Annotated in this window: 15 protein-coding genes; 10 read left to right on the forward strand and 5 right to left on the reverse strand. The window is 75.4% G+C overall.

Annotation, left to right across the window (positions count from 1 at the left end; genetic code table 11):
* The first annotated feature begins 77 nt into the window (after positions 1-77).
* Genes H030_RS0111530 through H030_RS0111545 form a run of 4 tightly spaced genes read left to right on the forward strand, consistent with a single transcriptional unit; the run spans position 78 to position 3,235 of the window.
* The gene (locus tag H030_RS0111530) at positions 78-1,115 is read left to right on the forward strand and encodes an NAD-dependent epimerase/dehydratase family protein (protein WP_035126125.1); all 1,038 of its coding nucleotides are present in this window, start codon (positions 78-80) and stop codon (positions 1,113-1,115) included.
* A complete protein-coding gene (locus tag H030_RS0111535; protein WP_027006226.1) occupies positions 1,112-1,822 on the forward strand; it encodes a response regulator transcription factor in 711 nt (236 codons plus the stop codon). The genes H030_RS0111530 and H030_RS0111535 overlap by 4 nt, the downstream gene beginning before the upstream one ends.
* On the forward strand, positions 1,819-2,988 hold the full coding sequence (locus tag H030_RS36925) for a sensor histidine kinase (RefSeq protein WP_051222366.1): 1,170 nt from the start codon (positions 1,819-1,821) through the stop codon (positions 2,986-2,988). The genes H030_RS0111535 and H030_RS36925 overlap by 4 nt, the downstream gene beginning before the upstream one ends.
* A 34-nt stretch (positions 2,989-3,022) precedes the next feature.
* Positions 3,023-3,235, forward strand: a complete 213-nt coding sequence (locus tag H030_RS0111545) for a lipopolysaccharide assembly protein LapA domain-containing protein (protein ID WP_027006227.1) — start codon at positions 3,023-3,025, stop codon at positions 3,233-3,235.
* Positions 3,236-3,248: 13 nt separating this feature from the next.
* On the opposite strand, the gene H030_RS0111550 is transcribed toward H030_RS0111545, so the two are convergent.
* Positions 3,249-3,842, reverse strand: coding sequence for a TetR/AcrR family transcriptional regulator (locus tag H030_RS0111550; RefSeq protein ID WP_027006228.1), 594 nt, complete (start codon positions 3,840-3,842; stop codon positions 3,249-3,251).
* A 104-nt stretch (positions 3,843-3,946) separates the two neighbouring features.
* Here H030_RS0111550 and H030_RS0111555 point away from each other — a divergent pair, with 104 nt between their 5' ends.
* Entirely contained in the window at positions 3,947-4,681 is a 735-nt protein-coding gene (locus tag H030_RS0111555) for an SDR family NAD(P)-dependent oxidoreductase (RefSeq protein WP_027006229.1), read from the forward strand.
* A gap of 15 nt (positions 4,682-4,696) precedes the next feature.
* Here H030_RS0111555 and H030_RS0111560 read toward each other — a convergent pair whose 3' ends face one another.
* Entirely contained in the window at positions 4,697-5,419 is a 723-nt protein-coding gene (locus H030_RS0111560; RefSeq protein WP_027006230.1) for an anti-sigma factor, read from the reverse strand.
* Complete coding sequence (locus tag H030_RS31350) at positions 5,416-6,027, reverse strand: RNA polymerase sigma factor (RefSeq protein WP_051222367.1); 612 nt, start codon at positions 6,025-6,027, stop codon at positions 5,416-5,418. The genes H030_RS0111560 and H030_RS31350 overlap by 4 nt, the downstream gene beginning before the upstream one ends.
* A gap of 151 nt (positions 6,028-6,178) precedes the next feature.
* Between H030_RS31350 and H030_RS0111570 the strand changes: the two genes are divergently transcribed.
* The 3 genes from H030_RS0111570 (at position 6,179) to H030_RS0111580 (ending at position 7,661) form a co-directional block, all read left to right on the forward strand.
* A complete protein-coding gene (locus tag H030_RS0111570) occupies positions 6,179-6,703 on the forward strand; it encodes a fasciclin domain-containing protein (protein ID WP_027006231.1) in 525 nt (174 codons plus the stop codon).
* Positions 6,704-6,771: 68 nt separating this feature from the next.
* A complete protein-coding gene (locus H030_RS0111575; RefSeq protein WP_027006232.1) occupies positions 6,772-7,257 on the forward strand; it encodes a hypothetical protein in 486 nt (161 codons plus the stop codon).
* Positions 7,257-7,661 (forward strand): PRC-barrel domain-containing protein, encoded by a 405-nt coding sequence (locus H030_RS0111580; RefSeq protein WP_051222368.1) that lies wholly within the window; start codon positions 7,257-7,259, stop codon positions 7,659-7,661. Before H030_RS0111575 ends, H030_RS0111580 begins: the two co-directional genes overlap by 1 nt.
* On the opposite strand, the gene H030_RS31355 is transcribed toward H030_RS0111580, so the two are convergent.
* Both H030_RS31355 and H030_RS38405 read right to left on the reverse strand, forming a co-directional pair.
* Positions 7,658-8,563, reverse strand: coding sequence for a YihY/virulence factor BrkB family protein (locus H030_RS31355; RefSeq protein ID WP_196809089.1), 906 nt, complete (start codon positions 8,561-8,563; stop codon positions 7,658-7,660). The genes H030_RS0111580 and H030_RS31355 overlap by 4 nt on opposite strands.
* Complete coding sequence (locus H030_RS38405; protein WP_196809090.1) at positions 8,521-10,305, reverse strand: FAD-dependent oxidoreductase; 1,785 nt, start codon at positions 10,303-10,305, stop codon at positions 8,521-8,523. The genes H030_RS31355 and H030_RS38405 overlap by 43 nt, the downstream gene beginning before the upstream one ends.
* 85 nt (positions 10,306-10,390) lie before the next feature.
* Here H030_RS38405 and H030_RS0111595 point away from each other — a divergent pair, with 85 nt between their 5' ends.
* Together H030_RS0111595 and H030_RS36930 are read left to right on the forward strand one after the other, a co-directional pair.
* The gene (locus tag H030_RS0111595) at positions 10,391-10,822 is read left to right on the forward strand and encodes an SRPBCC family protein (RefSeq protein WP_027006234.1); all 432 of its coding nucleotides are present in this window, start codon (positions 10,391-10,393) and stop codon (positions 10,820-10,822) included.
* Positions 10,823-10,903: 81 nt separating this feature from the next.
* Positions 10,904-11,902 carry a transcriptional repressor gene (locus H030_RS36930; RefSeq protein WP_051222369.1) on the forward strand — a complete coding sequence of 333 codons (999 nt, stop codon included), beginning with the start codon at positions 10,904-10,906 and terminating at the stop codon, positions 11,900-11,902.
* Positions 11,903-11,962 lie beyond the last annotated feature (60 nt).

Raw genomic sequence — 11,962 nt, forward strand, 5'->3', positions numbered from 1 at the left:
GGCGGCGGGCCGCGGCGTCGATTACGGAACGCGAAACACGCGTGACGGCGGCGTGCCAGGCGCCTACCGTCCGGCGCATGCTGCTGATCACCGGAGGCGCGGGCTTCGTCGGGTCGCACGTCGTCGAGGAGCTCGCGGCCGCGGGCCACGCGGCGCGGGTGCTCGACCTCGCGCCGCCGCGCGCCGACCTGCCCGACGGCGTCGAGCACGTCGTCGGCGACGTCCGCGACGCGGCCGCGGTTCGGGCCGCGCTGCGCGGGGTGACCGGGGTCAGCCACCAGGCCGCGCGCGTCGGGCTCGGCGTCGACCTCGGCGACCTCGAGGACTACGTGTCGCACAACGACGTCGGCACCGCGGTCCTGCTGCGCGAGCTGGCCGCTGCGCGCTCGTGCGAGCGGGTCGTCCTGGCGAGCAGCATGGTGGTCTACGGCGAGGGCCGCTACCGCTGCGCGGAGCACGGCGTCGTCGCGCCCGCGCCGCGGCCCGAGCGCGCGCTGCGCGCGGGGCGGTTCGACCCGGCCTGCCCGGTCTGCGACGCTGCGCTGGTGCCCGAGGCCGTCCCGGAGACCGCGCCCGTCGACCCACGCAACGTCTACGCGGCGACCAAGCTCCACCAGGAGCACCTCGCCGCGGCGTTCGCGCGCGAGACCGGCGTGCCCGTGACCGCGCTGCGCTACCACAACGTCTACGGCCCGCGGCTGCCGCGCGACACGCCCTACGCGGGCGTCGCCGCGCTGTTCGCGAGCGCGCTGCACGCCGGCGCCGCGCCGCGCGTGTTCGAGGACGGCGGGCAGCGGCGCGACTTCGTCCACGTCCGCGACGTCGCGCGCGCCAACGTCCTGGCGCTCACCGCGCCGGAGCCGGCGAGCGGGGCCTACAACATCTGCTCGGGCACGCCGCGGACCGTGCTCGACCTCGCGCAGGCGCTGCACGCGGCGATCGCGCCGCCGGGCGACGCGGAGCTGGCGCCCGTCGTCACCGGGGAGTTCCGGCTCGGCGACGTCCGCCACGTCTTCGCCGACGCGCGCCGCGCCGCCGACGGGCTCGGGTTCGCCGCGCGCGAGGACTTCGGCTCCGGCGTCGCCGAGCTGGGCCGCGAGTTGGCGACCGCGTGAACGTCGCGCCCGGACGCGTGCGGGGCCGCGTGCTCGTCGTGGACGACGAGCCGACGATCGCCGAGGTCGTCTGCCGCTACCTGGAGCGCGCGGGCTACGACGCCGCGAGCGCCGGCGACGGCGACGCCGCGCTGGCCGCGACCGACGCGGCGCCGTTCGACCTGATGGTGTTGGACGTGATGCTGCCGGGCATCGACGGCTTCGAGGTCCTGCGCCGCGTGCGCGAGTCGCCGGGTCCGGCCCCGGCGGTGATCCTGCTGACCGCGCGCGGGGAGGAGGCCGACCGGATCGCGGGGCTGACCCAGGGCGCCGACGACTACGTCGTCAAGCCGTTCTCACCCGCCGAGCTGGTCGCGCGCGTCGATGCGGTCCTGCGCCGCGCCGGGCCGGTCGAGGCGCCGGGGCCGCCGATGAGCTTCGGCCCGCTGACCGTGGACGTCGCCGCCCATCGCGTCACGCTCGCCGGCGAGGAGGTCGCGCTGACCCAGCGCGAGTTCGACCTGCTCGCGTTCCTCGCCCGCCATCCGGGCCGCGCGTTCTCGCGCGAGGAGCTGATGGAGCAGGTCTGGCGCTACTCGTTCTACACCGACACGGCGACCGTGACCGTGCACATCCGCCGGCTGCGCACGAAGCTCGCCGCGGTCCCGGAGGCCGCGGACCTGATCGAGACCGTCTGGGGCGTCGGCTACCGCCTCGCCGCGCCGTGATCCGCGCGCTCGCGCTCGCGGTGCTCGCCGCGCTGGGGCTGACCGTGCTCAGCGGCGCGGTCTACGGCGGGCACGCGGCGTGGCTGACGGCCGTGACGCTGGCGCCGATCGGCGCCGCGGCGGTCCTCGTCGCGCACGTCGTGACCACGCAGCGGGCGCGGCTCGGCGGCCTGCGCGCGCAGGCGGTCGCGGTCGGCGCGCTGATCGCGGTCGCGACCGGCGCGGCGGTCGCGCTGTTCGTCGGCGTGATGTTCGTCTCGCCCCACGACGCGTTCTTCCTGGCGGTGCTGACCGCCTACGCGGCGCTGGTCGGCGTGCTGTGCGCGAGCGCTCTGGGCTCCGGAGCGCTCGCGGACCTCGACGCGGTCCGCGGCACGCTGCACGCGGTCGCCGCCGGGCGGCGCGACGTCCGGACCGGCGTCGCCGGCGGCGGCGAGATCGCCGAGCTGGCCGCGGAGGTCGACGCGATGGTCGCGCGCCTGGACGGCGAGGAGCAGGCGCGCCGCGCGCTGGTCGCCGCGGTCTCGCACGACCTGCGCACGCCGATCACCGCGCTGCGGCTGCTGGCCGACGCGGTCGAGGACGGGATCGTGGACGCGGAGACGTCGCGCGAGTACGCGGCGCGGATGGGCCTGCACGTCCAGGCGCTCGGCGCGCTGATCGACGACCTCTTCGAGCTGACGCGGCTGGAGTCCGGCGAGCTGCGCTGGTCGATGGAGCAGGTCGCGCTCGACGAGCTCGTCGGCGAGGCGGTCGAGGCGATGCGCCCGGCGGCCGAGGCGTCCAGCGTCGCGGTCCGGGCGGTGCTGGAGGCCGGCGACCCGCTGGCGCTCGGCGACGCGGCGCGCCTGCAGCGCGTGCTGTTCAACCTGATCCAGAACGCGATCCGCCACACGCCGCCGGACGGGACCGTGATCGTGCGGACGTCGCGCGGCGACGGCGGCGCCGTCGAGATCGAGGTCGCCGACAGCGGCGCCGGGATCCCGGCCGCCGAGCGCGAGCGCGTCTTCGAGGCCTTCCACCGCCTCGACCGCTCCCGCACCGACGACGGCGCCGGGCTCGGCCTCGCGATCTCGCGCGCGATCGTCGAGGCCCACGGCGGGCGGATCTGGATCGCCGACGCCGAGCGCGGGACGTCGGTGCGCGTGCGGCTCGCGGCGGGCTGACGCGGGCACCGGCCGCGTGTACGCTCGTCAGGCCATGGACCAGGACCGCCGCAACGAGCTCACCCGCGTCGGGATCATCGTGGTGATCGTCGGGTTGTTGGTGTGGTTCGCGCTGGCCAACGCGCAGAGCGTCTCGGTCGACTTCCTCGTGACGACGCACTCGGCGAGGCTGATCGTCGTGATCGTGATCAGCGCCGTGCTCGGCGCGATCGCCGGCCAGCTCGTGGCCCGGCGCCGGCGCCGCTGAGGCGCGGTCGCGCTCAGCGCGCGCGGCGGCGCGGCCTGGGCGTGGTGGCCTCGAGGATCGCGGCGGCGGCGGTCCGGGCGGCGGTCGCGGGGGTGGCGCTGCGGTCGAGCTGGGCGCCGACCATCGCGCCGTCGTAGAGCAGGACGAGCTGGGCGCTGACGGTCTCGGGATCGCGTGCGCCCGCCTCGGCGGCGAGGCCGGAGAAGAGGTCGCGGACCCAGGCGCGGTGGGCGTCGGTGACCTGCTGGACCGGGCCGCCGGGCTCGGCCTCGGCGCTGGCGTTGATGAACGGGCAGCCGTTGTAGCCGGGCCTGGCGAACCACTCGCCGAGCAGCTCGAAGATGCCGAGGATGCGCTCGCGCGGGGTGGCCCAGCGGGTCGGGAGCGTCTCGGCGACGGTCGCGCGCCAGAGGCCGCTGCGCTGCTCCAGGTAGGCCTTGACCAGCTCGTCCTTGCTGCCGAACGCGCTGTACAGCGACGCGCGGGCGACGTCGGCCTCGCGCAGCACGCGGTCGACGCCGACCGAGCAGATGCCGTCGCGGTAGAAGAGCGCGTCGGCGGCGGCGAGCAGGCGCTCGCGGGGTGCGGGGCGGTCGGTGGCGGGCATCGCGGCTTCCAGTCTACCGCTATAGACCGACCGGTCTATCTGGTGTGCTACGGTCATCCGGCAGCTCTAGACCGACCGTTCTATCCAGACGCAAGGACATCACCATGGATCTTCAGGGCAAGACCGCGCTCGTCACCGGCGCGACCTCGGGCATCGGGCGCGCCGTCGCCGAGCGGCTGGCGGGCGAGGGCGCGACCGTCATCGTCTCCGGCCGGGACGCGGAGCGCGGGGCGGCGGTGGTCGGCGCGATCACCGAGGCCGGCGGGAGCGCGCGCTTCGTCGCCGCCGACCTCGGCGACCTGTCGTCGGTCGCGCAGCTCGCCGAGGCGGCGGCCGACGCCGACGTGCTCGTCAACAACGCCGGGATCTTCGGCTTCGCGGCGACGGCCGAGCAGGACGTCGACTCGTTCGAGGCGATGTTCGACGTCAACGTGCGCGGCCCGTACTTCCTGACCGCGGCGCTCGCACCGAAGATGGCCGCCCGCGGCGAGGGCGCGATCGTCAACGTCACGACGATGGTCGCCGAGTACGGGATGGCCGGCGCGTCGGCCTACGGCGCGACGAAGTCGGCGCTGGTCGGCCTGACGCGGACGTGGGCGGCGGAGTTCTCGGGCTCGGGCGTGCGCGTCAACGCGGTCTCGCCGGGGCCGACGGCGACCGAGGGCACCGCGAGCGTCATGGGCCCCGACGGCGTCGCCGACATGGGCGCGACCGTGCCGCTGGCCCGCGCCGCGCGCGCCGAGGAGATCGCCGAGGCCGTCGTCTTCCTGGCCTCGCCGCGCGCCAGCTACGTCACCGGCGCGATCCTCGCGACCGACGGCGGGCGGACGGCGGTGTGATCAGCCGACCGACGCCTACAACCTGCCGCGCAGGACCGAGTGGTCGGAGTGGCCCAGGTTGCCGTCGTCGGGCTCCAGCGAGACGTCGACCAGCGCGTAGCGGGTGACGTCCACGGCGACCGGCATGTGGACGTCGACCCTGCCGCTGGGGCCGACGCTGAACGTGCCCATCGAGACCATCCGACCGCGGGCGTCGGCCAGCCACGCCTCGTAGTAGTCGTGGGGTCCGGAGGGGCGCAGGCCCGCGGCGCGCAGCTCGGCCTCGGTGCCCGCGCCGTTGAGCTTCAGGATCGCGCGCCCCGACGCGCCGGGCAGCGGGCGCAGCGCGAGCGTCGTCGCCGGCGGCGCGGGGATCCCGTCGTCGCCGCCGCGGTGCGCGACCACGGCCACGACGACGAGCGCGGCGACGACCGCCGCGGCGACGCCGCCGGCGATCAGCCGGCGTGGCCGCCGTCCGGACCGCCCGGACCGTCCGGACCGCGGGCCGGGCACGGCGGCGACCCGCTGCGCGGGCCGAGCGACGCTCGCGTCCACCGCGCGCAGCGGCGGCGGCTCCTCGGCCGACCACGCCTCGGCGTCGAGGCCGGCCAGCGTGGCCGCGGTCCCGCGCAGGCGCGCGACCTCCGCGCGGAACGCGGCGTCCTGCTCGATCAGCTGGGCGGCCAGCGCCTCCTGGCCGGGCTCGAGCGCGTCGAGCGCGACCGCGGCGGGCGACAGCGGCCAGCGTGCGCCGCTCATGCCAAGGCCTCCTCGTCGAGCATCGCGCGCAGGCGCTCCAGGCCCCGGACCATCCGGCTCTTGACCGTGCCCAGCGGCACGCCGAGCTGCGCCGCGATCTCGGTCTGCGACAGGTCGAGGTAGAAGCGCAGGCGCAGCAGCTCGCGCTCCTCGGTGGGCAGGCGGGTGAGCAGGTGCGCCACGCGCCAGCGGTCGATCACCGCGTCCTGCGGCGCGGGCACGGCGGTCTCCGGCATCGTGTCCGGGTCCAGCGGCTCGGGACGGCGCCGGCGCAGCTCGTCGATCGCGCGCGAGCGGGCGATCGTCAGGACCCACGTAGCCAGCGAGCCGCGCTGCGCGTCGTAGCTCGCGCCGCGGCGCCAGACCTCGGTGAAGACCTGCTGGAAGACGTCCTCGGCCGCGGCGCGGTCGCGGAGCACGTGGCGCAGGTAGGAGAACACGGTCGTGCCGCAGCGGTCGCGCACCGCCTCCAGCGCCTGCGGGTCGCCGCGCCGCAGGCCGTCGCCGATGCGGCGGTCGGCGGCGTGCGCCAGCGACCGCGCGCCGCTGTCGGCGCGGCGGGTTCCGGGTGCGCTCTGGCTCACGCGGTGGCCTGCGAGCTGCGGCATCTCACAAGCTGGGTACGGACGTGGGCGCCGATCGGTTGTCGGAGTTGCCGGGCCGGATGCGCGAGGACGGCGCGCAGGCGCTCAACCGGCGGGCGCCGGGGTCACGTACCTCGTCCCGACACGTCAACACCCCGACCGCTGGAGGGTCTTCATGCATCACCGTCTCCTGGCGTCGCTCGCCGTCGCCGGCGTCGCCGCCTGCCCGCTCGTCGCCACCGCCGGCTCGACGGCCTCGCCGTCCTCGCCCGCGTCCGCGAACACCGCCGCATCGAGGACGATCGTCGGCGTCGCCGCGAGCGACCCGCACTTCTCGACGCTGGTCAGGCTCGTCAAGGCCGCCGGCCTGACGGGCACGCTGTCGAGGGGCAGCTACACCGTGTTCGCCCCGACCAACGCGGCGTTCGCCAAGGTCCCGAAGTCCACGCTCAACGCGCTGGCCAGGGACAGGGCCAAGCTCAAGGCCGTGCTCCTCTACCACGTCGTCAAGGGCAAGGTCCCGGCGTCGAAGGTCGTCAGGCTCAGGAGCGCCAGGACGCTCAACGGCGCCTCGGTCAGGATCACCGTCAGGAGCGGCAAGGTGTACTTGAACGGCTCGACCCGCGTGACCAAGACCGACGTGATGGCCTCCAACGGGATCATCCACGTCATCAACAAGGTCCTGCTGCCGCCGTCCTGAGGACCGGGCCGCGCCGCCGCGCAGAGATCCCCGCATGCGCGGCGGCGGGCGCGGGGTAGGTCGGCGCCATGGCTGAACTGACCCCACTGGACGAGAAGCTCGCCGAGGTGCTCGGCCTCGCGCAGGCCGCGCAGGTCGCGACCGGCACCGTGAGCAAGATGGAGGACGCCGAGGACTTCGCCGACGACCTGGCGCGCATGGGCGAGCAGGCCGCGGAGACCGAGCGGCGCACCGACGCGCTGATCGACGGGCTCGAGGGCAAGAAGACCGCGATCCGCGAGATGGCGCGCGAGACCAAGGGCGAGGCCACCGACATGATGAGGACCTACCTCGCCGACGAGGAGGAGGCGCTCGACGGCTTCGAGTTCCTGAGCATGGCCGAGGCCGGCGAGCTGTGCCACTGGGAGATCGTCCAGACGATGGCCGAGGAGACCGGCGAGGCCGAGGTCGGCGCGCTGGCCGAGTGGGCCGTCGGCGTCCAGCGCGAGCACGTCGCCGCGGTCCGCGAGGCGTCGCTGAAGCTCGCCGTCGCAGAGGCCGCGCCGGCCGCCTGATGCCCGACCAGCTCGATCCCACCCGCCGGCCCGCGCCCTCGGCCATCGTGGTGGCCGAGAGCGTCGCCGACTGGCGCGGCCACGAGGTCGTCGACCTCGACGGCGACAAGCTCGGCAGGCTCGAGGACGTCTTCTACGACGTCGAGTCCGACGAGCCGGTGTTCGTCACGGTCAAGATGGGCGGCCTGCTGGGCAGGAGGCTCACGCTCGTGGCGATCGCCGGCGCGTCGGTGACGCCCGACGTGCTGCGCGTCAACTACCGCAAGGCCGAGGTCAGGGACGCGCCGACCTACGACCCCGACCAGGCGCTGACCGTCGACCAGGAGGCCGGCGCCTACCAGCACTACGGCCTGACCTACGCCGAGGGACCGGGCGGCGGCGCGCGCCGCCTGGCGCGCCGCTAGGTCAGCCCGTCCGCGCGCGGGTTGTCGTCCTTGACCGCGCGGTCGTCGCGCAGCTCGGCCTGCAGCTCGTCGTGGGCGGGCAGGCCGGCCGCCAGCTCGCGGCCGCGCTCCAGCTCGGCGTTGAGCTCGGCGCCGAGCAACACGGACAGGTTGGCGACCCACAACCACACCAGGAACGCCACCACGCCGCCGAGCGTCCCGTAGGTCTTGTTGTAGGACGCGAAGTTCGCGACGTAGACGGCGAAGAGGCCCGAGGCGACCAGCAGGACGACGAGCGCGACGACCCCGCCGACCGTGATCCACTTGAAGCCGGGCTGCCTGACGTTGGGCGCGGCGAAGTACAGGACCGAGAACATGACGCTGACGACCGCCGCGATGATCGGCCACTTGGCGATGTCCCACGCGGTGACCGCGGCGCCGCCGACGCCGATGACGTCGCCGGCCTGCCTGGCGACCGGGCCGGTCACGACGACCGCGATCGCGCACGCGGCGAGCAACAGCACCATCAACGTCGTGACGGCCAGCTGCAGCGGGCGCAGCTTCCAGAACGGCCGGCCCTCCGGGACCTCGTAGATCGCGTTGGACGCGCGCGCGAACGCGCCGACGTAGCCGGACGCGCTCCACAGCGCCAGCGCGATGCCGAGCACGAACGCCAGGCCCGCGCTGCCGCGGCCGTTGGCGACCTGCTTGACGGCGCCCGACAGGATGTCGTTGGCGGGGCCGGGCGTGAGCCTCGCCAGGTTGTCGAGGACCGGCTGGGTCGCCGACGGGCCGACGAGACCGATGATCGACACCAGCGCGATGATCGCCGGGAAGATCGCGAGCACGCCGTAGTAGGTCAGCGCGGCGGCCCAGTCGGTCAAGTTGTCGCGCTTGAACTCCTTGATGGTGCGCTTGAGCACGTCGCGCCACGAGCGCGCGGAGAGGTCGGTCGGATCGTCGGGCGCCTCCCGGCCGGTCGCGGGCTGCTGCGGTCGCGTGAAGCGCCGCTCGCGGGTGTCGTCACGGGCCATGGGCCTGCGGTTCCCGGCTCGCCCGGTCCGGCAAACCGCGCCGCGCCGTCTGCGCCGGGCGCCTGGGAACCCGCCGCGCCGCCCGGGTCCCTGCGCTCCAGCGGCCTGACCGCGGGGCCCTGGAGCACCGCGCCGTCGGGCGCGAAACGCGAGCCGTGGCACGGGCAGTCCCACGAGCGCTCCGCGCGGTTCCACGCGACGCGGCAGCCGAGGTGCGTGCAGACGGGCGAGACGACCCGGAGCGTCCCGTCGGCGTCGCGCGAGGCGGCGACGAGGTCGCCGTCGAGCTTGAGCAGGCGCCCGAGGCCGCCGCGCTCGAGGATGTCGGTGGTCTCGCCCTCGGGCGACCTGAGCCGGTCGCCGACCAGGTGGCGCGTCGTCTTGAGGCCCTCGTGGACGACGCCGCCGGCGCTGCGCAGCGGCGTGATCCGCGTGGTGTCGAAGGCGCCCTGGTGCGGGTGCTCGCCGCCGAGGATGCGCGCGGCCAGGATCTGCGCGGCCGCGGTCCCGTTGGTCAGGCCCCACTTCCGGAAGCCGGTGGCAACCCATACATGTCGCGACAGCGCGGTCAGCCGCCCGGCGTAGGGCATCCCGTCGGCGCTGGTCATGTCGTGGGCGGACCAGCGGTGGGTGGCCTCGGTCGCGCCGAAGCGTTGTTGCGCGAAGTCCCAGAGCGCTCGGTAGCGCTCCGGGGTCCGGTCGCCCTGCTCGCCGGCCGGATGGCCCTCGCCGCCGACGACGAGCAGCTCCTCGCCGGGACGCTCCGGATCGGGCGCGGCGCGCAGCGAGCGGGTCGGCGCGCCGATCGAGATCGCCATCATCTCCGGCGGCGGCTGCGGGACGCGGACCGCGATGCAGTACGAGCGCTTCGGCGTCAGCCGCGGGAAGTACAGGCCGCGGTCGAGGATCGGGTAGTGCGTGGCGATCACGACGTCGCGCGCCCGGACCTCCGGGCCCGCCTCGGTGCGGACCGTGGGGCGCGAGCCCTCGCCGACGTGGGTGGCGACCGTGTGCTCGAAGACCTGGCCGCCGAGCTCGCGCAGCTCCGCGGCGAGGGCCAGGACGTAGGTGGCGATCTGCAGCTCGGCCTCCTGCTCCAGGACCAGCGCGCCCGTCGTCGGGAACGGCAGCAGGTCGAGGTCCTCGACGAGCGCGGCGTCCAGCCCCGCGCGCTGCGCGGCCGCGGCCTCGTCCTCCAGCTCGCGGCGCTGCTGCGCGTCCCACGCGAACAGGGCGTGCGGGCGGCGGCGCAGGTCGCAGTCGATGCCCAGGACGCCGACGCGGTCGACCACGTAGCCGATCGCGCCCTCGTTGAGCGCGGCGTAGGCCTGCGCGCCGGAGCGGCCGTGCTTGCGCTCGAGCTCGCTGTAGGTGCTGCCCTGCAGCGCCGAGAGCTTCGCGGTGCTGTGGCCGGTGACGCCTGCGGCGACGCGGTCGCGCTCCAGCAGCGCGACGCTGCGCCCGCCGCGCGCCAGCTCCAGCGCGGTCGTCACGCCCGCGATGCCGCCGCCGATCACGCACGCGTCGACCTCCAGGCTCGCGGTCAGCGACGGCGCGCCGAGCCCCGCGGCGGTGGCGGGATCCGCGAGCCACAGGGAACGGGCGGCGCCGGGCAGCGCGGGGTAGGGCATGCGGCGGCCCATACCCGGCGCCTCCGGCGCGCACGCGGCGATCCGGCCGTGTGGCGCGGCGGCCATCGCGGGTAGCGCGTGGGGGATGGCACGCAACGAGCGGTTGATCCCGGCGTCCCCCGAACGCGTCTTCGCGGTCCTGTCGGACCCGGACTCCTACGGCCACTGGGTCGTGGGCTCCGACACGATCCGCGACGCCGACCCGGAGTGGCCGCGCGTCGGCGCGCGCTTCCACCACCGCATCGGCGTCGGGCCGTTCAAGCTCAACGACCACACCGAGGTGATCGCGATGGAGCCCGATCGCCACCTGGAGCTGCACGCCAAGGCGCGGCCGCTGGGCACCGCCCACGTGGTCCTGGACCTGGAGCGCCGCGGCGGCGGGACGAACGTCACGATGGTCGAGGACGCGGGCGATCGCCTGACCAAGTTGGTGTTCAACCCGCTGACGCACTTCCTCGTCAGGCGGCGCAACGACGAGTCGCTGCGCCGGCTGGAGGAGCTCGCGGTCGGGCGCTAGGCCGAGCCGCCCGCGGCCGGGATCGCTGTCCCGGCAGTGGGTTGGGCGTTGGGTTGGCGCCGATGGGGGTACCGCCGATGGGTGAGCTCCGATGGCCGGATCGACGACGCCTCCGCCCGCCTGCGGGCGCGAGGGCTGCGGGTCACCCCGCAGCGACGGGCGATCCTGTCGGCCTTCACGGGCGCCGCGACCGAGCACCTGTCGGCCGACGAGGTGCATGCGCGCGCGGCGGCCGCCGTCCCCGAGGTCGGGCGGGGGACCGTCTACGCGGCGCTGGCCGAGCTGACCGAGCTCGGGCTGCTGGCCGCGGTCGGCAACCCGGAGCCGGTCCGCTACGAGACCAACGTCGACGCCCACCAGCACTTCCGCTGCCGCGTCTGCCTGCGGCTCTACGACGTCGCGCTCGACGCGCCGCCGACGGCAGCGCTGAAGCGGCGCGGGTTCGTGGTCGAGCACACGACGGTCACGGCCGAGGGCATCTGCGCCGACTGCGCCGCGTACGACCGCGGGCTCAGCGACGGCGCGGCGCGCAGCGACGGCGTGCGCGCCGCCGCCGGGGCCACGATCGCGCTGCCGCGCGGGACCGCCTACGGCGTGGCGGACACGCCGATCGGGCGCGTGCAGATGCTGTGCACCGAGCGCGGCGCGCTGCGCGTCATGTACGCCGACCACGCCGAAGGCCCGGCGGTCGCCGCAGCGGGCGCGCGGCGCAGGGGTGCGCGCGAGGCGCAGCGGCGCCTGGCCGAGCTGGACACGGCGATCGACGGCTACTTCGCGCACGGGACGCCGTTCGCGCAGGAGCTCGCGGTCGACTGGGACGCCGCGGCGACCGACCCGGACGACGGCGCGACGCTCGACGCGATCCGCGCGATCCCGTTCGCGCGCGAACGCTCCTACGAGCAGCTGGGCCTGAGCGACGCCCCGTTCGACCGCGGCGTGTCGATCGGCAGCAACCCCTTGGCGTTGGTCGTGCCGTGCCACCGCGTCTCCCGCGGGCGGGAGATCACCACGTGGTACGTCGGCGGACCTGAGCGCAAGCGGGCGCTGCGCGAGCACGAGCGGCAGCACGCCGAGCGCTGACCGCAGGCGCCAACTCGTTTTTACGGGCCGTCCCGATCGGGGAGGCATCCAGCTGAGACA

Source organism: Conexibacter woesei Iso977N (assembly GCF_000424625.1).
In the GTDB taxonomy this organism is placed as follows: Bacteria; Actinomycetota; Thermoleophilia; order Solirubrobacterales; family Solirubrobacteraceae; genus Baekduia; species Baekduia woesei_A.

What these genes read in the sequence shown, in the direction of transcription:
- H030_RS0111580 (WP_051222368.1), top strand. Translation starts at nt 7,257, where the DNA reads ATGCCCGACCAGCTCGATCCCACCCGCCGGCCCGCGCCCTCGGCCATC.
- H030_RS31350 (WP_051222367.1), bottom strand. Translation starts at nt 6,027, where the DNA reads ATGCCGCAGCTCGCAGGCCACCGCGTGAGCCAGAGCGCACCCGGAACC.
- H030_RS0111555 (WP_027006229.1), top strand. Translation starts at nt 3,947, where the DNA reads ATGGATCTTCAGGGCAAGACCGCGCTCGTCACCGGCGCGACCTCGGGC.
- H030_RS38405 (WP_196809090.1), bottom strand. Translation starts at nt 10,305, where the DNA reads ATGCCCTACCCCGCGCTGCCCGGCGCCGCCCGTTCCCTGTGGCTCGCG.
- H030_RS0111575 (WP_027006232.1), top strand. Translation starts at nt 6,772, where the DNA reads ATGGCTGAACTGACCCCACTGGACGAGAAGCTCGCCGAGGTGCTCGGC.
- H030_RS0111545 (WP_027006227.1), top strand. Translation starts at nt 3,023, where the DNA reads ATGGACCAGGACCGCCGCAACGAGCTCACCCGCGTCGGGATCATCGTG.
- H030_RS0111560 (WP_027006230.1), bottom strand. Translation starts at nt 5,419, where the DNA reads ATGAGCGGCGCACGCTGGCCGCTGTCGCCCGCCGCGGTCGCGCTCGAC.
- H030_RS0111595 (WP_027006234.1), top strand. Translation starts at nt 10,391, where the DNA reads ATGGCACGCAACGAGCGGTTGATCCCGGCGTCCCCCGAACGCGTCTTC.
- H030_RS0111530 (WP_035126125.1), top strand. Translation starts at nt 78, where the DNA reads ATGCTGCTGATCACCGGAGGCGCGGGCTTCGTCGGGTCGCACGTCGTC.
- H030_RS0111550 (WP_027006228.1), bottom strand. Translation starts at nt 3,842, where the DNA reads ATGCCCGCCACCGACCGCCCCGCACCCCGCGAGCGCCTGCTCGCCGCC.
- H030_RS0111570 (WP_027006231.1), top strand. Translation starts at nt 6,179, where the DNA reads ATGCATCACCGTCTCCTGGCGTCGCTCGCCGTCGCCGGCGTCGCCGCC.